Here is a 21,101-nt window from a genome sequence, read left to right as displayed (position 1 = left end):
CCAAGTACAGGGCAAGCCGTCTGAAGTGCTTGGCATCTTTTCAGTATTGGTTATCAATTTATATCAATGAAAACTCGAATCATCAAAATTGCTTATGTCCTGTAACTGCAGATTTTTTACAACTTCCGGTGAAGAAGTGACAGTGGGAGTATCGACCTTTATAAAAAAGGTAAATTTTGCTTGAGAAATTACTTCTCAGGGTTTTCCAACCAGGGTAAAAAAGAATTTGCCAACAACGCCGCTTGAGTGCGATCGCGCAAATTCAATCGACCGAGGATATTAGTAATATGGTTTCGCACAGTACCTTCTGAGAGGTGGAGAGTTTGAGAAATTTCTCGATTGCTCAAGCCATTGGCAATCAACTGCAAAACTTCTCTTTCTCTAATTGTTAATTCTGATAACCCTGGTGGTGGCTCCTTTGGTTTTGAAGGCGACTGTACCAGGTTTATCATTTTTTCTAGCAGTCCAGGTCCAAAATGAGTATAGCCTTTGTAAATCCAACGAATTGTTGCTGTTAGTTCCTGAGCGGGCGTATCCTTCAAAATATATCCCTTGGCTCCAAAGCGGAGAGCTTCTGCAACATAGTGCGAATCATCAAAGGTTGTCAGTATCAAAATTTTTGTTTCTGGGAACTGCTGGCATATTTGTTGAGTTGCTGCTACACCATCCATCACTGGCATGCGAATATCCATCAATACAATATCCGGCTGTAATTCTCCGCCATAAAGACGTTCCATTTGCTGAATAGCCCTTTGACCATTTTCAGCTTCTCCCACAACCTGTAAATCTGAATTAATTTCTAACAAGGTCTTTAAACCCTGACGGACAATCTCTTGGTCTTCTACTAACAACACTCGGATCATTCTGCTAACCTCGGAAACCTAACTTGAATCTGACATCCCGCGCCCGGTTGACTAACAATTTCTAATTCACCGCCCATAGCAGTAGCACGTTCTCGCATCCCTTGGAGACCAAATCCCGTTCTATTTTCAGAGAGCCGAAAGCCGTTACCATTATCCTGGAGCGTCACGCATAAGTCGGAACTTGTTGTTTGGATTTGAATGTGTACCTCGCTTGCCTTGGCATGCTTACAAATATTAGTTAACCCTTCCTGTAAAATTCGATAAATGACTGAATTCATTGTTTGGGGTAAAGTTGATGGCAATTCAATTTGGTACGATGGCAGCACCCCTGTTGTCCGGTGAAATTCTTCAACAAGGTTAGCGATCGCCTCCTGTAGTAACTGACCTTGTAACGGCTCGGATCTGATTTCAGCGACAGATTGGCGCACTGCTTTCAATGCATTTGAACCCAATTGTTTTGCTCCTAACAACAGTTTATGTGCTTTGTTTGGGTCTTCCTGCCATAGGGCTAGAGAAGCTTCTAGTTGAATATTCAGCGCTACTAGGGAATGCCCTAAAGAGTCGTGAATATCGCGAGCAATTCGATTCCGCTCTTCAAGGGTTGCCATCTCCTCAATCTGCTTGTTCAGTTTTTGCTCCTGAGCCAGCGCCTTCAGCAGTTCTGCCTCTGTTTGTTGCAAAAGAAAATTTTGAGTTTGAAGTTGTGCTTGCAATCTGCGGAGTGCAAGTTGATTTTCTATTCTGACAAAGACCTCCTCAAGTTGAAATGGCTTAGTGATGTAGTCTACACCTCCCACTGAGAAAGCTTTTACCTTATCAAAAGTCTCATTCAAAGCGCTAATAAAAATAACTGGAATTTCCTTGGTTTGGTTATTAGCTTTTAACTGACGGCAAACTTCATAGCCATTGATTCCTGGCATATTGATGTCAAGCAGAATCAAATCCGGTGGTTGAGCTTGTACGCCCATCAATGCTGTAGAGCCATTTGTCACACTCCGAACTTCATAGCCCTGCTGAGTGAGCATTGCTGATAAAAGACGTAGATTATCTATATTGTCGTCAACGAGAAGGATATCTGCCTTTGGCAACTGGGTGCAGTCCATATTTTGGTTGAATCAAGTGCAATGCAATGAAGATACTTTTTTTCTTTATTTAAAAAATTTTTTTGATTCATAAACCGCAAGAACATACGTGTGGTTCTAGACCTTGAAAACTGCTGTAACTAAATAGAATGCACCCTTTTGCTTCCTCATAAGATGACATCTTTACAAAATGCCGCTTGAAAGCTATTGACTCAATTAGCTTGAGGGAACTATGTGGAAGCTAATCGAAATATACTATGATTTTATGAAAAAATAATTGATTCTTATCAGATAGCCATGTACCTGCATATACATATATATAATAATTTTCATTTTTAAAATAAAATAAATTAATATATAACCTCGAATTATTGCGATCGCTCTTGAAAAATCGTGTAATATTTAGTACTGTTAATGATGGCTATGTAACAAGTTAACTTAGTTATAAAATAGTCATCATGAACCGCGTACACCAGGATAAATAAAAAAGGGTATTGGAGAGCCAGTGCGTTGCGGAAGTTCCCCCGTTAAAGCAACTGGCGTCATTGGGCATTGGGTTTTTCTCCACATCCCTATCCAGTTCCCCTATTTTTGAGTCAGCAATAGGGTCAGTTAGTTGGTAGAGAAGTTACTCGTATGATGCAGTTGAGATTCCTGTAATTCTCTTGCCTCCTAATGAAAAAGCCTCAGAAAACCTACCAGGATGTTCAGGCGTGACCCGGATGCTGGTGATTTTGTGTTCTCTTTTCTTACTTAGATAGGGAAAAAATTCCTGACTGCTCGTGCAGATAGTGGAGTCCTTTCCGCTCCTTTGGTATAACTCATGCTTCATGAACTGGCGCTTTATTTGCTATGGAAATGACTTCTTGTAGCAATAGTTTTTCATGAAGATTTTAGGATTAAATAGTTGCCGATATGCATCTAGGAAAATTCAAAAGTGGTTTTATGAACACAATTTCTGAAATGAAGCTAGAAACTCAACTTCCAGTTATCATTACTGATGAACAAGGAGTTATTAGCTATGTTAACGATTGTTTTACAACTGTTTTTGGGTGGAATTTAGATGAAATTATGGGTCAACATTTGGAAATGTTGATTCCTTACAATTTTCATGACGCCCATCGTCTCAGCTTTTCTCGCTTTATTATGACTGGAAAGTCTAAAATTCTCAATCACCCTCTTTTACTAAAAGCAGTGACAAAAGATGGTCTAGAAATTGATAGCGAACATACGATAATAGCAGAAAAGCAAGGGAAGAATTGGTTTTTTGCAGCCACAATTCGTCCTTTGTAAACAGCAATATTGGTAAGTAGATTGTCATTAGTCATTGGTTATTGGTCACTAGTTAAAAGTAAAGGTTTTAGCGTGTTTACATACCTTTATATAATTATGTTGTTTTTCATCTACCTAGTTAGGCGATAAAGAATGCTCATGAAAAATAATTTTGCGCTGATAATTAATCAATTGCGTTTAACTTTGGGAAAGATTGAGATAGCGCTAGGTGTTATTGAGGATGCACTCGTCTGGACAGATAGAGATGGCAGAGTACAATGGTGCAATACTGCTTTTGAAAACCTAATTAACAAACCCCGTATTGTAGTTTTGGGAACTAGTCTGATCGATTTATTACCTTTGACACATTGGAATACAGAGGATGCTTCAGAGGTACACCCAGTCATGAGGGTGATACAAGGTCAACTAAAAGCTACAGAATACGAGTTTCAACAATTTGAGCAACAATTAGTTTTGGAAATATCTGGAAGCTGTATTGAACTGTGTGGAAGCGATATAGCCGCTATTCTGGTGCTTCGTAATATTACTGTCAAAAAACAAATTGAAGAAGCTCTTAAACAAGCAAAAGAAGCAGCCGATGTAGCAAACCGTGCTAAAAGTCAGTTTTTAGCAAATATGAGCCATGAACTTAGAACCCCTCTTAACATTATTCTGGGTTTTACTCAATTAATGCCAAGCAGTGGTTACCTCAATTCACAGCAGCAAGAATATTTGGATGCGATCGCACGCAGTGGAGAACATCTCCTAACTTTAATCAATGATGTGCTGGAAATGTCTAAGATTGAGGCAGGAAAGACAACACTTAATGAAAGTAGCTTCAACCTAGACAATCTTCTGGACTCGCTACAACAGATGTTCCAGTTCAAAGCGGAGTTGAAAAAGATACAGCTTATCTTTGAACGGACAACTAACATCCCTCAATACATTTATACAGATGAAAGCAAGCTGCGCCAAGTTTTAATGAATTTGTTGGGCAATGCTATCAAGTTTACTCAAACAGGTAAAGTTATACTACGAGTCAAGTGGGTCAATGAACGCAGTAATGTACTTCCGCCGCGACTATTATTTGAAGTTGAAGATACGGGACCTGGTATTGCTCCTGTGGAACTTGAGACTTTATTTGAGGCATTTGTTCAAACCAAAACAGGTCAAAATTCTCAAGAGGGAACTGGGCTTGGCTTACCCATTAGCCGTCAGTTTGTGCGTCTTATGGGGGGAGAGATTGCTGTTGAGAGTCAATTAGGAATTGGAACAATATTTAAGTTTGATATCCAAACGACTAGTGTGGTGGAAACGGATGAGATACCAGTGACAAAACCGAGTCAGCAGGTGACTGGCTTGCAAGCTGGACAGCTCAAGTATAAGATTTTGGTGGCAGAAGACAACTTGGAAATTCGTCAGATTTTGATTAAGCTGCTGAGACCTGTCGGTTTTGAAGTGCGGGAAGCAATGAACGGACAAGAAGCGATCGCTCTTTGGCAAAGTTGGTCACCCCACTTAATTTGGATGGATATGCGTATGCCAATGATAGATGGATATGAAGCAACAAGACAAATTAAAGCGAATGGCAACTCAGCACCCGTAGTGATCGCATTAACCGGAAGTGCTTTTGAAGAAGATCGTATGGTGGCTTTATCGGCTGGTTGCGATGATTTTGTGCGTAAGCCATTTCGAGGAGAAATCATCTTTGAAAAAATGGCTGAACATTTGGGAGTGGTTTATGATGTGGAATCCACCCCGTGCCCTTGTGAAAATCTGTTGCAAAATCCATCCTCAGAACCAGTTTTCTCACAAGAAGAACTCACTCAGGCTTTAGCGATGATGCCTCCTACTTGGTTAGAACAGTTGTACGACTACGCTACTAAGGTAAATGGCAAGCCCATTCTTAACCTTATTGAGCAAATACCTCAACCATACGCTCACTTAGCTCATACTCTAACTCACATGGTGAATAACTTTTGTTTTGAGGAAATTATCGCTCTAACCCAGTCTCATCAAGAGCTTTGTGCCGGTTGCGTAAGTTCTGTAACCACAGAAACGCAAGTTAGAGCTTAATCCCACAAGAAAAAACCCGTGTACTTACGGTAACTCTACCGCTCCTAAAACTTTCAGCGTTGTTCTCTGAGTCTCTGTTATCCCTGTAACACCTATAATATTCATTCCCTCATAAGGACTACTAGCTTTGAGAGTGCTCAAACACTTCCCTGTACTAACATCCCAAAGCTTAATCGTTTCATCCATACTACCACTGGCGAGTATTTGCCCATCCGGGCTCCACGCCACTGCATCCACTATATTCTGATGACCCTGCAAGGTATTGAGGCATTTACCGTCACGAGTATCCCATAGCATCACCGTATGGTCACTAGAGCCACTGGCGAGGATTTGCCCATTTGGATTCCATGCCACTGAATATACCCAATTTGTATGACCCTGCAAGATATTAAGGCAGTTACCGTCACGAACATCCCACAACCTGACTGTGCGATCGAAACTACCACTGGCAAGGATTTGTCTATCCGGACTCCACACTACTGAGTATACCCAATTTGTATGACCCTGAAAGGTACTGAGGCATTTACCATCACGAGCGTTCCATAACTTTACCATACGATCGAAACTGCCAGTAGCGAGGATTTGCCCATCTGGACTCCATGCCACTGAAAATACCCTGCCTGCATGTCCTTCCAAGGTATTGAGGCATTTACCGTCACGAGTGTCCCATAACATTACTATTTGGTCACCGCCAGTGGCAAGAATTTGCCCATCTGGGCTCCATGCTATTGACATTACCCAATTGGTATAACCACGTAAAGTATTGATGCGCTCTCCGTTACGAGCATCCCATAGCATCACGACTTGATCGCCACCAGTAGCAAGAGTTTGTCCATCCGGACTCCATGCTGTTGCCCAAATTGGACTGGTATGTCCACTTAAAGCTTTGAAGCACTCACCATGACTCGTATTCCACAATCTCACCACTTGGTCAGTACTGCCACTAGCAAGAGTTTGCCCATCCGGACTCCATGCTGTTGCCCAAACTTGAGTGGTACATCCGCTTAAGGTGTTAAGGCATTGACACGTGTTAGCATCCCACAGTTTCACAGTTTGATCGATACTACCACTGGCAAGAGTTTGCCCATCCGGACTCCATGCTATTGCCCAAACTTGGCTGGCATGACTTTGCAAAGTATTGAGGCACTTGCCAGTGCTAACATCCCATAGCCTCACTGTTTGGTCGCTACTTCCAGTGGCAAGAGTTTGCCCATCCGGACTCCATGCGACTGAATATACCCAATTCCTATGACCTTGCAAAGTATTGAGGCACTTACCGTCACTAGCATCCCATAGCTTTACTGTTTGGTCGCTACTGCCAGTGGCGAGAGTTTGCCCATCCGGACTCCATGCAACGGAATTTACCGAATTTGTATGACCCTGCAAGATATTAAGGCATTTATTGTCACAGATATCCCATAGTCTCACGGTTCGATCGGCGCTGCTAGTGGCAAGGGTTTGCCCATCCGGACTCCATGCGACTGAAGATACCCAATTTGTATGTTCCTCCAAGGTTTTAAGGCATTTACCATTACGGATGTTCCATAGTCTCACTGTTTTATCGGCGCTACCAGTAGCGAGGGTTTGCCCATCCGGACTCCATGCAACTGACCAAACACCACTCGTATGCCCTAACAAAGTATTGAGGCACTTACCATCATGGGTATCCCATAGCCTGACTGCGTGATCGGTGCTACCAGTAGCGAGGGTTTGACCATCTGGGCTCCATGCGACTGAAGATACCCAACTTGTGTGTCCTTTATACACTAACAGTGGTTGACCATTACTGACTTGCCAAACATACGCTTCGTTATTAGCATCCCCTGTTGCTAGTCGTTTTCCATCTGGACTAAAGGCAACAAAAATCACCCCACCAAAGGTTTGAGTAAAAACCGACTTTGTTAAGTCAGAGTACGCAAAGTTGACTTGATGTAAATTCACCTTCTGGAGGTCGGCATACCAAATCGTTAGGGAAGAAAAATCATACCCTGTTAAATCTATTTGTAGGTGATGGCAGAGGTTGATAAGATTACCAGCGCCATAGCCTGAAACGTTTTTCTCATCTCTTAATCTATGGAGTATTCCCTGGATTTGCTGTTCGACTACTGATGCTGAAGAAGCATTCTTGCGAAGTTGTTGAGCTATGGGCTCTAAAATTAACCTTCGTTGGCTCTCCATAACATAATCTTTAACCGTTGTTTTAAGTAAAGCATGGCTTTGCAAAAGAGAGTAAGTTTCTCTTATGTGTTCTTGTTTTCCTGCTATCTCAACGTTCACCTGCTTAATCAATCGCTCCGTAACGTACTCCATCACCACAGGTTGTTGGGTATAACTACTGGATTGTTTTTCAATGAGCGATCGCCAATTCAATGATTCTAATGCTTCTAATAGTTCTGCTCTAGATATCGTCGGGACAATGTCTTCGTGCAATTCGCTAATGGTTGTCCACTCCCGATTAATTGCCAACCAGTACATGACGCTTGCTTCTAAAGGAGACAGACGTTGAAACTGTTGGTCTAGAAGGCGACGAATTCCATTAAAAATTAACGTATTTTGCTCCAGGAATTCCCCAATATTGCCGTCAAATAGGTCTTGAATTGAAGTGGCGATCATCTTCAATGCTAGAGGAGTGTTGCTGTAGCGATCGCATAACGCTTCCTTTTGCTCTTGAGTTCCTGATAGTCCCCTTGCCTGAACTATGGCTTGTGCGACTTCTTGCGATCCCTGTAGTATCAGAGAATACACGGCTGACTCTAATCCCTCCAATGCAGCAATCTCAGCTGGCTTTTCTCGACTAGTAAGGAGCAAGCAACTTTGATGGGGAACTTCACCAATTGCTTTGAGGAGTTCGCCATAATCTTCGTAACCAGGGCGATATTGTCCAACGCAATCACCTGTTTGTAAAACCGTCTCCCAATTGTCCAAAATCAGCAAGCAACGTGAAGAACGCAAGTAGTGGATCAGCCGACCGATTTCCGCTTTAGTTTCCTGTTGCTCGGACACGAAAGGCACTAAGTCAGCCAGAAGAGTCTTTAGGGGTGGAGCGTTGCGGAGACTTCGCCAAATGACACAGTCAAACTCCGCTTGAATTTCTTGTGCTAGTCGTACTACCAGTGCTGTTTTGCCTATCCCCCCCATACCCAATACTGCTACCATCCGACTGCGGGAAGCGTAACTCTCGTCTTGAAGTGAATCGCTCACAATCCATTGCTGTAAATTTTGAAGTTCTGCGCTCCGCCCGTAAAACACAGAAACGTCTATTGCTTCTCCCCAGTCAGAACGTTCTTTGACAATCTGTATATAGGTTTTTTCGGAGGTATTTTCTTGTGAATCTGTATTTTCTAAGTCAGCGATCGCTTGCCAATCGAGAGCTAGTTTGAGACATATTTCTCGAAAATTTCCTGAATCTACAGGCTTACCCGTGAAAAATTTACTTAGAGTCGCTGACGCTAATCCCATATACCGAGCAAGACTTTTTTGGCTGGAAAATCTCTTGCGCCTCAAAGCCAATCTCACTGTCTCAAGACATTCTGGACGAACTTTGAGCGATCGCGACATCCGCAACATAGGTAGAGCAAGTAAAATTACTTAATTATTTTACTCGAAAGTTAGTCGAAAGTCAGTACTAAGTCAGTATATTCTCAGTCTTAAACTGAGTCACTCGTAGGTTTTAATGGATTACTATAAGTAAGGTGCATCTCAAAACTCTCAACTGCAAAAATTAAGAACATCCTGGTATACGCAGTTCGCGATGGCAACTGCTCTATTTTCCTCCGTGCTACATCCGCACTTCACAAATTGGATATAACACCAACATGACTGCACCCACTGTCGTTCAAGTAATTCTCATGACTTTACCAAGCCAAATTTTTAGACGTGGACGCATTCCCAAGAAGAAGATATGGGAGACACCTTCGTCTATAGACCAAGCGATTAACCATTTCCATACGCACGCAGTCGGGAAGGGTTCGAGGTCTGCGAGAATGGAGAATTCATGCGCTTAAATATTCATCAGATATCTTTGTAAAGATATGTAAGATATGCATCTTCATGTAGAAAGATACTGTATAATTATACTTTGCCCGGTCATAAGCTGAGTGTTCAAATGAACAACACCCTTTGTAAGGGCGCAAGGCGTTGCGCCCCTACGCTTGGTTTCAAAAGCGCAATCTATACCCGTGGGAAGTATATTACTGAAGGCTGTGTAATCGTACACCCTTGCGTTCATAAATGTTTCCTCCCTCTCTTTTCTCCCTTGTATCCCTCAATTATTGTGAGAACGGTCATTGATGAGATAATGAAAACTACAAGGGTTTGGTTATTCGTCTTGTGCATCTAATAAGTCTGTAAGTAACGTTTTCAACACGATAAGCAGAGATGAATTTATTATTCATGCTCTTACCAATTCCTTAAATCCTATCTTCAGCAAAGGATGCCCAGATGACATAAAACGATAATGTCCACTACTATAGTTGGACGATAAATGATAAGCCTGTGCTAAATTCTGGAGTCTGTCTGGTTGCATCAGGTTTGAAACGTTGTTGTCAACAAGTTGAACTATTTTAATCCTGCAGTCTATTTTCAGTACCCTGAAAAGCCTTATTGGTGATGTTGCAGTCTAATGACTCGCAAACGTTCAGGGCTGTAAGTCTGCTCTCATCTGCTATGTCTACAAAATTGCAGTGGAGAAATTTTTTATGCCAATTACACCAACTTATCCAGGTGTATACATTGAGGAAATCAAGAGTGGTGTACGCACTATTACAGGCGTAGCTACATCCATTACAGCGTTTATTGGGCGTACTTTGCAAGGTCCTGTCAATGAGCCTACCTTAATCAATAGCTATAGCGACTTCGAGCGCATTTTTGGTGGATTGTGGATAAAAAGCACTTTAGGCTTTGCTGTACGTGATTTTTATCAAAATGGAGGCAGTCAAGCAATTATTGTACGCTTGCTTCATCCAAACTTTGCGACAGAGGGGCAAGAAGTCAAGGCATTAGAAGCTGCAAAGGCTGTTGCAAATGTTGCTAAGGGAGCTGCAAATGGAGCAGCCGCTAAAGCAGCAGCAAAAGCTAAAGCAAACGAATACGAAAGCAAAGAACCAGAAGAAAATGTTGCAGCACAAGCTGTCCTCAATGCTATCGATACTTTAGCTGATGGTGCTTCATCAAGTGACATTGAAAAAGCTGTCAATGATGCAGTTAACCAAGCTGTTGCAAGAAAAGCCCTCCTATCCCTAGGTGAAGCAAGCAATAGGTTAACGTTGGCAGCGGTAAGTGCGGGTGCATGGGCAAATAGTTTGCGTGCCCGTGTAGATCGTGACGTACCAAAAAATGACGAGTTGCCTCAGAGTTATAAATCCTTTGGGATATCTTCGTCAGATGTGTTCAACTTAACTGTCCGAGATATTAACTCAGGTACAACTGAGGTGTTCCGTAATGTTACGGTAAAGCCTAGCCCGCGCCAAGTTAAAAAAGTTTTGGAAAATGAATCTCAACTTGTTCGTGTTATGGAATTCTCTGCAACAGAGATCCCTGAAGCAACTGACGCGAGATTAGAACAAACACGGCAAAATGCTAGCGAGGAAGAGAAGAAAATACTAAGCCGGATACAACCTTTTGATCGAGAAGACATTACGCGATCGCTGCGGTCAATTGGAGTTGATGATACTAACAGAGGCACAGATGGTTCAGAAGAACTAGATGTAAACGATTTCGTAGGAATTGGTTTGGAAGCAAACAAGAAAGGTCTGTATGGACTACTGAAAACTGACATATTTAACTTGCTTTGCATTCCTCCATATAAGGACGATGGAGTTGATACAAACTTGTTAGAGCAAGCAGCGCAGTTCTGCCAGGAGCATCGAGCATTCTTAATTATTGATTCACCCCCAAACAAAACGAAAGACAGCATTAAGGATTGGGTCAATGGGCTGACTCGTAACAACTATGCAGCTGTATTCTTTCCCAGACTCAAAACGCCCAATCCTTTACGTGATAACCAAATAGAAGAGTTTGCACCTTGTGGGGTAGTGGCTGGTATCTTTGCTCGAACCGATGCTCAACGAGGGATATGGAAAGCACCAGCAGGCTTAGAAGCTAATCTGGTGGGAGTGCCTGAATTAAGTGTACCGTTAACCAATGATGAGAATGGAGAACTCAATCAGTTAGGCATTAACTGCTTGCGCTCTTTTCCAGTTAACGGACGAGTGATTTGGGGATCGCGTACTCTGCGTGGAGCAGATCAACTGGCCGATGAGTACAAATACATTCCTGTTCGTCGTCTTGCTCTCTACATCGAAGAAAGTCTTTATCGCGGTACTCAGTGGATAGTATTTGAACCTAACGATGAGCCTTTGTGGGCACAAATTCGCCTTAACATTGGCGCTTTTATGAATAATCTTTTCCGTCAAGGAGCTTTTCAAGGTAGGACTCCGCAAGAAGCTTATTTCGTAAAGTGCAGTAGCGAAACGACAACCCAAAATGACATTAATTTGGGAATTGTTAATATTTTGGTAGGCTTTGCACCACTGAAACCAGCCGAATTTGTAGTTATCAAGATTCAGCAGATTGCGGGTCAAATCGCAACTTAAGGAGGAAATTATGGAATTTGCAGTTAATCCACAGCGGTTTGACCCTTATAAAAACTTTAAATTCCGGGTCAAGTGGGATGGAAAATATGTTGCTGGAATCAGCAAGGTAGGTGCTCTTAAACGTACAACTGAAGTGGTAAAACACCGTGAAGGTGGAGATCCCAGTACTTCACGCAAATCTCCAGGACGCACAGAGTTTGAGGCAATTACTTTAGAAAGGGGCGTAACTCACGACCCAGAGTTTGAGAAGTGGGCTAGCAAAGTGTGGAACTTTAAAAACGCCCAAGCAGGAGCCGATCAACGGACAAAAGAAACTTCGCTGGCTGACTTCCGCAAAGATATTATTATTGATGTCTTTAATGAGGCGGGTCAGAAAGCAATATCTTACAAAATTTACCGTTGTTGGGTTTCAGAATACCAAGCCTTACCTGACCTTGATGCTAATGCTAATGCAATAGCAATTCAGCAAATTAAGCTGGAAAATGAGGGATGGGAACTAGATGAAGAAGTGAAAGAGCCCAGGGAAGAAAGCTTTTAGGGAGACACTTTAGCAATCTATGCGTACACTGTCTGCTCAGGAATTATTAAGTGTTTGGGAGCAGGGATTAATCCAGCAGCCTGTTCAACGTGCATTAACGCTGCTAGCTGTTGCCTGCCCTGAAACTTTACCTAAGCAACTAGCAGAACTGAGTATTGGTCAGCGTGATGGCTTGTTGCTAACTCTGCGAGAGTGGACTTTTGGGTCACAGATCCAGAGTTTAGCAACTTGTCCTAATTGTGGCGATCGCCTAGAACTACTTTTCAGTGTTGCAGATATTCGAGTTAGCGCCCTAACCCAGTCGGCAGAAGCATTGTCTGTGGAGATCGCTGATTATATGGTACAGTTCCGTTTACCCAACAGTTTGGATCTATTGGCGATCGCGGCATCAGCCAATTTAAAAAACGACCAAAAGAGCAGTCAAAAAGCTCTATTGGAACGCTGTTTGGTAAACGTTTGCTACCATGAGGAAACTCAGTCTATCAAGCAACTACCCCCCGATGTTGTTAACGCAGTAATAACACAGATGGCAAAGGCTGACCCTCAAGCAGATATACAGCTTAACCTCTCATGTCCCGCTTGCGGTCATCAGTGGCAGTCAATCTTTGACATCGTATCTTTTTTTTGGAGCGAGCTCCATGCTTGGGCAATTCGCGTTTTGCGGGAAGTGCATATTTTAGCTTCTGCCTATGGCTGGAGAGAGGCAGATATTCTAGCGATGAGCTCTTACCGACGGCAGTTGTATTTAGGGATGGTAGGTAAATGAATGATTATCTCAGTAATTTGGTAGCAAAAAGTACTAATATGACGGATATGGTTCGACCTCGGCTACCATCTTTATTTGAGCCTACAGGAGAAGTAAGCGAATTGGTTGTGGGACAAGAGTTCGACCGAGAGCAAATGACGGTTAATTCTCTGGTACAGGAAACAGAGGTAAACGAACCGCCAATGCAAAGGACAACGGCTCTTCCTTCAACTCATACAAAGTCGCGATCAACAGTAGCACCTGTCATTGCAAGTGAAACGAAGTTGAGCAAAGCAATCTCACCCGATCCCAAATTACCACAACAGAACGTAACTTGGTCTAACCAGTTGAGAGAGGAGCAATCACTCAATCCCACTTGGAAGCAAATACCCAATCATCCCCATCCATCCCTATCAACTCCTTCTGTAGAAACAACTGATTTGATACCGTCCATCAATCAGCCTTCCGTTGAATCATCACCTATAAGCAGCAAAGAATCCCCGATGCCTGAAACTCCTCAGCCTCTATCTCTTGCTCAGTCTGTGGTAACCAACGCCTCTTTTAAACTTATTCCATCAGAGGAAATTATTGCCACTATCAATGAAATTCAGACACCCCATCTGCAAAAGCCAGCAGCAAAGGCACCTCACAGTGCAAGTATTTTACTGAATGAAAAAACAGTGCCAGTTTATACAAAAAAACCGACAGAACCTGACGTAGTTCCTGCACCTCAAACTGTGGTAGTATCTCCCCACACTCCTACAGTTAAGTTAGTGGAGCAAGAATCTTCTCAAGCAACACCAACGCAGTCAGCACCGACAATTCACGTATCCATTGGTCGTATAGAAGTCCGGGCAACACCAACCAGTACGCAGCCCTCAACGCGATCGCGCCCGACACCTTCTGTAATGAGTTTAGAGGAATACTTGCGCCAACGGGGAGGCGGCAAATGAGTAATTCACGGGCAATTGCTGCTGTTACCAGCACCTTGCGTCAGATGCTGCAACGGCGATTTGATATGAATGGCTTTGAGAACGTCACGGTCACGACCAAACCCCCCGATAAAGCCCGCGATAACAACAATAGCAACGGCAATCAGGTCAATTTGTTTCTCTACCAAACAAAAGAAAATTCTGCTTGGAGAAACATGGACATTCCCTCCCAAGTAAAACCCGGAGAAACAGGACAACCGCCCTTAGCACTGAATCTCTATTACCTTTTAACTGCCTATGCTCAAAATGATGACTTTCCCGAACCTACCAGCCATCGCTTACTGGGAGAGGCAATGAGTGTGTTTCATGACTATACGGTTCTCAAACCTCAAGATATTAAAGACGCTTTGCCCACTGCGGATTTAGATAAATACGATTTGTATCACCAAGTCGAACGGGTGCGGATTACTCCACAAATGCTAAATTTAGATGAATTGTCAAAATTGTGGACGACCTTTCAAACCCAGTATCGGATTTCCACTGCTTATGAAGTGTCAGTGGTGTTGATTGAAAGTATCCGCCCTACAAAAGCACCACTGCCAGTGCTTTCGCGGAGTTCAGGCGATCGAGGTGTGACTTCCCAGGCAAACCTGGTTCCTCCCTACCCGACGCTGACTGCCATCAATTTCACAGCCATAGAAGAAGCAAGGCTAAAACTGCCCGCAAACCAAAAATTGTTATTGCAGAAGCCTGTAGCTAACTTAGGAGATGCCTTAACTTTAACAGGCTATAACCTAGACGGTAACAATGTCGAGGTAGCTTTTAGTCACCCGCAACTACAAGAGCCTAACAAAATTACTGTCCCAGCCACAGATCGGACATCTGATGAGATTTATCTGACACTTCCTACCGATCAACTGGACAAATGGCCTTGTGGATTTTACACCGTGACAGTAATCACAGATGGCACCAGCAATGGTTTACCTTTACCTTTAGCACCAAAAGTAGAAGAAATCACTGTTGACCGACGAGATAACTCAGACCCCAATAAGCCCAATAATGTCATCCTTAAGGTCAGATGTAGCCTCCAGGTATTTCAAGGACAAAGAGTTTCGCTGGTGCTAAATACTCAAGAAACAGCCCTATCCATGGTCAGTAATCGCGAATTACCTGCCAAGTTGCACTCAGACAAAACTGATTTTCTGGAATTTGAACTAGGTAACATTCTTGCGGGTACGTACCAAGTGCGACCTCGATTGCGGGTGGATGGGGTAGATAGCCTTATCGTTAACTACGCTGCAACACCTCTCGTCGTTCCACTTACCTTTATACCTGAAATATCATTAGAGATAATCTCATGAATGATCTGGATTTCTGGCAGCAAAACAACGAAGAATACTTGGCAAAGGCACTGGTATGGTTGCGTCTGTGCCTTGAAAGACAGGTGAGTCGGGTACAGGGTGTAGAGAGTATGCCATCGACACCACCTAAGCGGCGCTTCTTAAGGCGATCGCCTGACACTTCTGTCACTGACTTACCCGCTCTGCCGTCAGGAGAACACGAGGATAATATTGATAAAAAACTAGCAAAAGCTGCTAGAGAGATGAGTGATGCTCAAGAACTGCAACCACCTCCAGCGATGGTAATTTTGAGTCAGAGATTGGGGCTTTCTCCATTTGAGCAGCAAGTATTATTACTATGCAGTGCAGTAGAATTAGATACTCGCATAGCTACACTTTGCGCCCAAGCTCAAGATAACATTCATCAGCCTTATCCGACTTTTGCTCTCGCTTTATCTTTGTTTGACCAACCAGCTTGGGATGTGTTATCACCAGAACGTCCTTTGCGTTACTGGCGGCTAATTGAAATCAATCAACCAAACGCACAACCCCTAACGACTAGTGCTTTACGGGCAGATGAACGGATTGTTAACTATATCAAAGGATTAAATTATTTAGACGATCGGTTAGCACCTTTTTTAGTATCTTTAGAGACATTATATTTTCCCAATCAATTACCAACTTCTCAACAACAAACAGTAGCAGCGATCACCCCATACCTGCGACAATATCAACGGCGATCGCCCATCATTCAACTGTTAGGCGCAGACTCTGCTAGTAAGCAATTAGTAGCACAGCAAGCCGCCCAAAGCGTTAATTTATTCCTCTATCGCCTTCCTGTAGAACTACTACCAGCCCAAACTGGGGAATTAGAAACCTTTATTCGCCTTTGGGAAAGGGAAAGCCTGCTTTTACCTATTGTCCTATATATAGATGCTCAAGAAATTGCCAATACACCCCCAGTAGAAGGACAAGCCCCACCTTTGCACCGCTTTGCTTCCCGTAGCCATGGGTTGTTATTTTTAAGTAGTCGGGAAATTCGCTCAAATTTAGGTCGTCCTAGTGTCTCAGTAGATATTGCTAAACCAACCACAGAAGAACAAAAGCAGATTTGGGAGAAAATGTTAGGCGATGGTAGCGATAAAATTTCTACCCAGTTAGCTGGTCAATTTAACCTCAACTTGTCAACAATTCAACAAATCGCCCAAACCACCAAAGCCAAAGTATCTAACTTAGACCCCACTTTTTACTATCAGCTGTGGTCAGCTTGCTTAACAAATACCCGTCCCCAGTTAGATATCCTTGCTCAACGCCTCAACCCCAAAGCGACTTGGGAAGATATTGTTCTTCCTGAAGAAGAAACCAACCTCTTACGCCAAATTGCTCACCAAATGCAGCAGCGTAGCAAAGTTTACCAAGATTGGGGCTTTGAAAATCGTATGAATCGAGGATTAGGTATCAGTGCCTTATTTGCTGGAGAAAGTGGCACAGGTAAAACAATGGCAGCAGAGGTAATTGCCAATGATTTACATCTAAATCTATACCGTATTGATTTATCAGCCGTCATCAGTAAGTATATTGGGGAAACTGAGAAAAACCTGCGCCGACTTTTTGATGCTGCTGAAGACGGGGGAACAATCCTCTTTTTTGATGAAGCTGATGCTCTTTTTGGCAAACGCAGTGAAGTCAAGGATTCCCATGACCGTTATGCCAATATTGAAATTAACTACTTATTGCAGCGTATGGAAGCCTTTCGTGGGTTGGCGATATTAGCAACTAATATGCGAAATGCCTTAGACCATGCCTTTATGCGGCGTTTGCGGTTTATTATCACTTTTCCATTTCCCAATCCTACAGAACGGCAGAAGATTTGGCAAAGAGCATTTCCACTTGAAGTGCCAATAGAAAAGTTGGACTTTGCTCGATTGGCAAGGTTAAACTTGACTGGGGGTAGTATTCATAACATTGCTTTAAACGCTGCATTTTTAGCTGCCCAGCAAGGAACAGCCATTACTATGCCCATAGTTTTACAAGCAGCACGAACAGAGTTTCGTAAATTAGACCGACCAATTAATGAAGTAGATTTTCGCTGGCAAGAAATAGGGGTGAAAGTATGAATATTCACATAAATATTGAGCGGTTAATTTTAGATGGAGTGACTGTATCCCATGCCCAACGTCCTTTGTTGCAAGCAGCCTTAGAGAAGGAATTGGGACGATTGTTAGCCACTGGTGGTTTGGGTGCGGAATTTTTAGCTGGAGGTGCAGTCCCTAGTGTCAGTGCAGGTAATATACAAATCACCCCTGATAGTAATTACACTCAAATGGGACAGCAAATAGCTCAAGCAGTATATCGAGGGATTGGGTCATGACACGGCAGACAGCGGTTCATATGCAGCATACACCGACGATACCACCGCTTTCCAAAGGTGGGATTTTGCAACGGAAGTGTGATACTTGCGGACAACGCAAAATGACGGTCGGAGATTGTGAGTATAAAATGTAAATTCACTAGTAACAGCTTAAGTCCGCAGGCTGGAGAAAAATTTCCCAGCAATCACACTAATCAAATAGTACTTAAAAACTCCCTAGCTATGACTACCTTCCCTGGTTCACCCCGGCTACTTAAAGGTGGCATCGTATTAGTTGATCCCAACACTGCTATTGTGCAACGCATAATTGCCCTACAATATAATCCTGATACTCTCAGCCGCACATTACAGGTACAGGGAGCAGGCACAGAAAGTGGCGATCGCGCTGAAGCACTACGGCTAAAAGGTCCACCTGTGGAAACAATTAAGTTAGAAGCAGAAATCGATGCCACCGACCAGCTAGAATTTCCCAATCAAAATCCCAATACCGCTGAGTTGGGAATTTACCCCCAATTAGCAGCCTTAGAAACTATTATTTACCCCTCTAGCAGACAATTAGAAAATAACAATACTCTAGCTCAATCAGGCACAATAGAAATTGCGCCGATGGAAACTGCTCTCCCCTTATTTGTATGGAGCAAAAACCGCGTTTTACCCGTGCGGCTTACAGATTTTAGTATTACAGAAGAGGCTTTTGATACAGCCTTAAATCCGATTCGTGCCAAAGTCAGTTTGGGAATGCGAGTCTTAAGTGTAAGTGACCTGGGATTTGACCATAAGGGCGGTAACTTATTTATGGTCTATCACCGCCAGAAAGAAAAATTAGTGAAACTCAGTCAATCAGGAACTTTTGGTGTTTTGGGTATTGGAGGTATTTAGATGACTGACCAAATACAAGCAACAGCAATTCAGGGAATTCTCCAAGCATTTGCCTTAAAAGCTAACCAGTTTCTCCCTAATAGTCGTTACTCTGAAGTGGAGACAGCGACACTGCAAACATCCACAAATAAAACCGTTATTTATCTCCGGCGGCGATTTGTACCACATCCAGAAAAGTTTTCCCTTCTGCAAGAGCATACTGTCACAGAAGGCGATCGCTTAGATAATATCACTGCTAATTACCTAGGCGATCCAGAACAATTTTGGCGGCTCTGCGATGCAAATCGCGCCATGCACCCAGATGAGTTAACCATCACTATTGGTCGTCAGCTGCGAATTACTTTACCAGAAGGCATACCAGGAACAGCCAATGCTTAAAGGTATCAACCTCACACTCATGGTTGGCTCAGTTGTACCCGTACCTGTACCGCAGGTAGTACTTGAAGCTTTAACTAGCCTCTCAGTAACCACTAGTGCAGAAGGTAAGAGTGGCTTTCAATTATCATTTACTCTGAGCAACCGTTCGCCTTTACAAACCCTGTTTCTACTGTCAAAAAGTAGCCCCTTTCCTTTGATGCGTGTCATCATCATTGTCACTCTCAATGGTACACCAAATGTGATTATGGACGGCGTAATGACCAACCATCAAATCGCTCCTGGAGGTAACTCTGGCAACTCTACACTTACCATTACTGGGGAAGACTTAACGGTAGTGATGGATAAACAAGATTTCAGCGGCTTTCCCTTTCCCGCCACACCACCAGAGGGAAGAGTAGCATTACTGTTAGCTAAATATGCTTTTTTAGGTCTTATACCCTTGATTGTACCCAGTATTCAAGTGTATATTCCCATCCCTACTAACTCTATCCCCGCCCAACAAGGGACAGATTTAAATTATATCAACGAACTAGCAGAGCAAGTTGGCTACAAATTTTATATTGAACCAGGTCCAGCTGTAGGTACGAACACTGCCTATTGGGGACCACAAATCAAAATTGGTGCTCCTCAACCAGCTCTCAACATTAACATGGATACCTTTACTAATGTTGAGTCTTTGAATTTTACTTTTGACAATAACCTCAATACTATTCCCACCGTCTATATTTACAACGAATTGACCAAAGGAACGATTAAGATTCCTATTCCACCAATTACACCGCTTAGTCCTCCTTTAGGTTTATTACCACCGATAGCAACTCGCTTAGCACCTGTGAGTGATAACCTTTCTAAACGCTCAATTCCCCAAGCAGTTATGCTGGGTTTGGCGAAAGCAGCAAAGTCAGCAGAAGCTGTAACTGGTGAGGGTACCTTAGATGTATTGCGCTATGGACGGATTTTAAAAGCCCGTAAATTAGTGGGGGTGCGTGGGGCGGGAATAGCATTTGATGGGCTGTATTACGTAACTAGCGTGACGCATAACATCAAACCAGGAGAATACAAACAAAGTTTTAAATTGAGCCGTAACGGTTTAATATCAACTCTTCCAGTGGTGGTTCCATGACAGAAACAAGTAAATATTATGGCAAGTATAGAGGGACAGTTGTTAATAATAGCGATCCAGAACAACGCGGACGAATACAGGCGATAGTCCCTGATGTTTTGGGCGTAATTCCCTCTAATTGGGCTATGCCTTGCTTACCAATTGCAGGCAAACAAGAAGGTGTGTTTATGGTTCCTCAAGTTGCTGCTGGTGTTTGGATTGAATTTGAACAAGGTGAACCAGATTACCCGATTTGGGTAGGAGGATTTTGGGGAGCGGCTGCTGAAGTTCCAGCATTGGCACTGACACCTCCTCCCATTCCACCAGGACAAAACATTGTTATCCAAACTACTTTGCAAAATTCTTTAATTATTAGTGATGCTGCACCAACTCGCGTGTCTGGAGGTATTGCCTTAAAAAGTCCGACAGGAGCAACAATCGTAGTTAACGATAGTGGTATCTATATTGATAATGGCAAAGGTGCAAGTTTAATTATGGTTGGACCAACAATCACAATTAATAATGGCGCGTTGGTAGTTACTTAATGAGCTCTTAGAAACCACCTTATTTTTAAGTTTTAATTTCCACAACTATTCATTGCTTATGCCAGGACCTTTACTACACGTTGGCGCAACTATACTTTGTTCTCATGCAGGACAAGCTCAACCTACAATTCCCTATCCACGAGTACTAGTTAATGGACAGCCAATAGTATTGCAAAGCACACCTTATATTGTTGCTGGTTGTACATTACCACCACCGCCAGCAGCCAATGGTCCTTGTGTTACGGCTCAGTGGGTAACAGGAGCTATGCGTGTTTTTGCCAATGGCGTACCCGTGTTACTTCTCAGCAGTCAAGCAATTTGCGCTCCGACTGCTATACCGTTAATTCCCGGTATTGCACAAACACGAGTTTTAGGGATGTGAGAA

Annotated in this window: 18 protein-coding genes; 15 read left to right on the top strand and 3 right to left on the bottom strand. The window is 43.0% G+C overall.

The window, feature by feature from the left end; all coding sequences use genetic code 11:
• Positions 1-188 precede the first annotated feature (188 nt).
• Both WA1_RS47505 and WA1_RS47500 read right to left on the bottom strand, forming a co-directional pair.
• A complete protein-coding gene (locus WA1_RS47505; RefSeq protein WP_017747516.1) occupies positions 189-863 on the bottom strand; it encodes a response regulator transcription factor in 675 nt (224 codons plus the stop codon).
• On the bottom strand, positions 860-1,966 hold the full coding sequence (locus tag WA1_RS47500; RefSeq protein ID WP_017747517.1) for an ATP-binding response regulator: 1,107 nt from the start codon (positions 1,964-1,966) through the stop codon (positions 860-862). The genes WA1_RS47505 and WA1_RS47500 overlap by 4 nt, the downstream gene beginning before the upstream one ends.
• A gap of 924 nt (positions 1,967-2,890) precedes the next feature.
• Between WA1_RS47500 and WA1_RS47495 the strand changes: the two genes are divergently transcribed.
• Complete coding sequence (locus tag WA1_RS47495) at positions 2,891-3,238, top strand: PAS domain-containing protein (protein ID WP_017747518.1); 348 nt, start codon at positions 2,891-2,893, stop codon at positions 3,236-3,238.
• A 138-nt stretch (positions 3,239-3,376) separates the two neighbouring features.
• Positions 3,377-5,293, top strand: a complete 1,917-nt coding sequence (locus WA1_RS47490; RefSeq protein WP_017747519.1) for an ATP-binding protein — start codon at positions 3,377-3,379, stop codon at positions 5,291-5,293.
• Positions 5,294-5,317: 24 nt separating this feature from the next.
• Here WA1_RS47490 and WA1_RS47485 read toward each other — a convergent pair whose 3' ends face one another.
• Positions 5,318-8,860: an NACHT and WD40 repeat domain-containing protein gene (locus WA1_RS47485; protein ID WP_272819378.1), complete on the bottom strand. Its 3,543-nt coding sequence runs from the start codon at positions 8,858-8,860 to the stop codon at positions 5,318-5,320.
• A 1,130-nt stretch (positions 8,861-9,990) separates the two neighbouring features.
• On the opposite strand from WA1_RS47485, the gene WA1_RS61070 reads away from it, so the two are divergent.
• The 13 genes from WA1_RS61070 to WA1_RS47420 all read left to right on the top strand — a co-directional run bounded on the left by WA1_RS61070 (position 9,991) and on the right by WA1_RS47420 (position 21,098).
• Positions 9,991-11,886 carry a phage tail sheath family protein gene (locus WA1_RS61070; RefSeq protein ID WP_017747522.1) on the top strand — a complete coding sequence of 632 codons (1,896 nt, stop codon included), beginning with the start codon at positions 9,991-9,993 and terminating at the stop codon, positions 11,884-11,886.
• Positions 11,887-11,896: 10 nt separating this feature from the next.
• Positions 11,897-12,424 carry a phage tail protein gene (locus tag WA1_RS47470; RefSeq protein WP_017747523.1) on the top strand — a complete coding sequence of 176 codons (528 nt, stop codon included), beginning with the start codon at positions 11,897-11,899 and terminating at the stop codon, positions 12,422-12,424.
• 19 nt (positions 12,425-12,443) lie between these two features.
• Positions 12,444-13,190, top strand: coding sequence for a T4 family baseplate hub assembly chaperone (locus WA1_RS47465; protein ID WP_017747524.1), 747 nt, complete (start codon positions 12,444-12,446; stop codon positions 13,188-13,190).
• Positions 13,187-14,122 (top strand): hypothetical protein, encoded by a 936-nt coding sequence (locus tag WA1_RS47460; protein ID WP_017747525.1) that lies wholly within the window; start codon positions 13,187-13,189, stop codon positions 14,120-14,122. Before WA1_RS47465 ends, WA1_RS47460 begins: the two co-directional genes overlap by 4 nt.
• Positions 14,119-15,462, top strand: coding sequence for a Pvc16 family protein (locus WA1_RS47455; protein WP_017747526.1), 1,344 nt, complete (start codon positions 14,119-14,121; stop codon positions 15,460-15,462). The genes WA1_RS47460 and WA1_RS47455 overlap by 4 nt, the downstream gene beginning before the upstream one ends.
• Positions 15,459-17,558: an ATP-binding protein gene (locus tag WA1_RS47450; RefSeq protein ID WP_017747527.1), complete on the top strand. Its 2,100-nt coding sequence runs from the start codon at positions 15,459-15,461 to the stop codon at positions 17,556-17,558. The genes WA1_RS47455 and WA1_RS47450 overlap by 4 nt, the downstream gene beginning before the upstream one ends.
• Entirely contained in the window at positions 17,555-17,812 is a 258-nt protein-coding gene (locus WA1_RS47445; protein WP_017747528.1) for a hypothetical protein, read from the top strand. The genes WA1_RS47450 and WA1_RS47445 overlap by 4 nt, the downstream gene beginning before the upstream one ends.
• Positions 17,809-17,946 carry a hypothetical protein gene (locus WA1_RS57850; protein ID WP_158516786.1) on the top strand — a complete coding sequence of 46 codons (138 nt, stop codon included), beginning with the start codon at positions 17,809-17,811 and terminating at the stop codon, positions 17,944-17,946. The genes WA1_RS47445 and WA1_RS57850 overlap by 4 nt, the downstream gene beginning before the upstream one ends.
• An 88-nt stretch (positions 17,947-18,034) precedes the next feature.
• Positions 18,035-18,691, top strand: a complete 657-nt coding sequence (locus WA1_RS47440) for a hypothetical protein (RefSeq protein WP_017747529.1) — start codon at positions 18,035-18,037, stop codon at positions 18,689-18,691.
• Complete coding sequence (locus WA1_RS47435; RefSeq protein WP_017747530.1) at positions 18,692-19,069, top strand: LysM peptidoglycan-binding domain-containing protein; 378 nt, start codon at positions 18,692-18,694, stop codon at positions 19,067-19,069. It abuts the gene before it with no gap.
• Positions 19,062-20,192, top strand: a complete 1,131-nt coding sequence (locus WA1_RS47430) for a hypothetical protein (RefSeq protein ID WP_017747531.1) — start codon at positions 19,062-19,064, stop codon at positions 20,190-20,192. The genes WA1_RS47435 and WA1_RS47430 overlap by 8 nt, the downstream gene beginning before the upstream one ends.
• A complete protein-coding gene (locus WA1_RS47425; protein ID WP_017747532.1) occupies positions 20,189-20,716 on the top strand; it encodes a phage baseplate assembly protein V in 528 nt (175 codons plus the stop codon). Before WA1_RS47430 ends, WA1_RS47425 begins: the two co-directional genes overlap by 4 nt.
• Positions 20,717-20,774: 58 nt before the next feature.
• Positions 20,775-21,098 (top strand): hypothetical protein, encoded by a 324-nt coding sequence (locus tag WA1_RS47420; RefSeq protein ID WP_017747533.1) that lies wholly within the window; start codon positions 20,775-20,777, stop codon positions 21,096-21,098.
• The last annotated feature ends 3 nt before the right edge of the window (positions 21,099-21,101 follow it).

The organism is Scytonema hofmannii PCC 7110, assembly GCF_000346485.2.
Taxonomy (GTDB): domain Bacteria; phylum Cyanobacteriota; class Cyanobacteriia; order Cyanobacteriales; family Nostocaceae; genus Scytonema; species Scytonema hofmannii.
The sequence above is the reverse complement of the archived record's forward strand: the minus strand, read 5'-3'. Positions and strand labels throughout refer to the sequence as shown.

Excerpts from the sequence above, each read along its gene's own strand:
- WA1_RS57850 (WP_158516786.1), top strand. The coding sequence starts at position 17,809 with ATGACACGGCAGACAGCGGTTCATATGCAGCATACACCGACGATACCA.
- WA1_RS47490 (WP_017747519.1), top strand. The coding sequence starts at position 3,377 with ATGAAAAATAATTTTGCGCTGATAATTAATCAATTGCGTTTAACTTTG.
- WA1_RS47460 (WP_017747525.1), top strand. The coding sequence starts at position 13,187 with ATGAATGATTATCTCAGTAATTTGGTAGCAAAAAGTACTAATATGACG.
- WA1_RS47430 (WP_017747531.1), top strand. The coding sequence starts at position 19,062 with ATGCTTAAAGGTATCAACCTCACACTCATGGTTGGCTCAGTTGTACCC.
- WA1_RS47435 (WP_017747530.1), top strand. The coding sequence starts at position 18,692 with ATGACTGACCAAATACAAGCAACAGCAATTCAGGGAATTCTCCAAGCA.
- WA1_RS47440 (WP_017747529.1), top strand. The coding sequence starts at position 18,035 with ATGACTACCTTCCCTGGTTCACCCCGGCTACTTAAAGGTGGCATCGTA.
- WA1_RS47445 (WP_017747528.1), top strand. The coding sequence starts at position 17,555 with ATGAATATTCACATAAATATTGAGCGGTTAATTTTAGATGGAGTGACT.
- WA1_RS47505 (WP_017747516.1), bottom strand. The coding sequence starts at position 863 with ATGATCCGAGTGTTGTTAGTAGAAGACCAAGAGATTGTCCGTCAGGGT.
- WA1_RS61070 (WP_017747522.1), top strand. The coding sequence starts at position 9,991 with ATGCCAATTACACCAACTTATCCAGGTGTATACATTGAGGAAATCAAG.
- WA1_RS47485 (WP_272819378.1), bottom strand. The coding sequence starts at position 8,860 with ATGTTGCGGATGTCGCGATCGCTCAAAGTTCGTCCAGAATGTCTTGAG.
- WA1_RS47425 (WP_017747532.1), top strand. The coding sequence starts at position 20,189 with ATGACAGAAACAAGTAAATATTATGGCAAGTATAGAGGGACAGTTGTT.
- WA1_RS47455 (WP_017747526.1), top strand. The coding sequence starts at position 14,119 with ATGAGTAATTCACGGGCAATTGCTGCTGTTACCAGCACCTTGCGTCAG.
- WA1_RS47450 (WP_017747527.1), top strand. The coding sequence starts at position 15,459 with ATGAATGATCTGGATTTCTGGCAGCAAAACAACGAAGAATACTTGGCA.
- WA1_RS47465 (WP_017747524.1), top strand. The coding sequence starts at position 12,444 with ATGCGTACACTGTCTGCTCAGGAATTATTAAGTGTTTGGGAGCAGGGA.
- WA1_RS47470 (WP_017747523.1), top strand. The coding sequence starts at position 11,897 with ATGGAATTTGCAGTTAATCCACAGCGGTTTGACCCTTATAAAAACTTT.
- WA1_RS47420 (WP_017747533.1), top strand. The coding sequence starts at position 20,775 with ATGCCAGGACCTTTACTACACGTTGGCGCAACTATACTTTGTTCTCAT.
- WA1_RS47500 (WP_017747517.1), bottom strand. The coding sequence starts at position 1,966 with ATGGACTGCACCCAGTTGCCAAAGGCAGATATCCTTCTCGTTGACGAC.
- WA1_RS47495 (WP_017747518.1), top strand. The coding sequence starts at position 2,891 with ATGAACACAATTTCTGAAATGAAGCTAGAAACTCAACTTCCAGTTATC.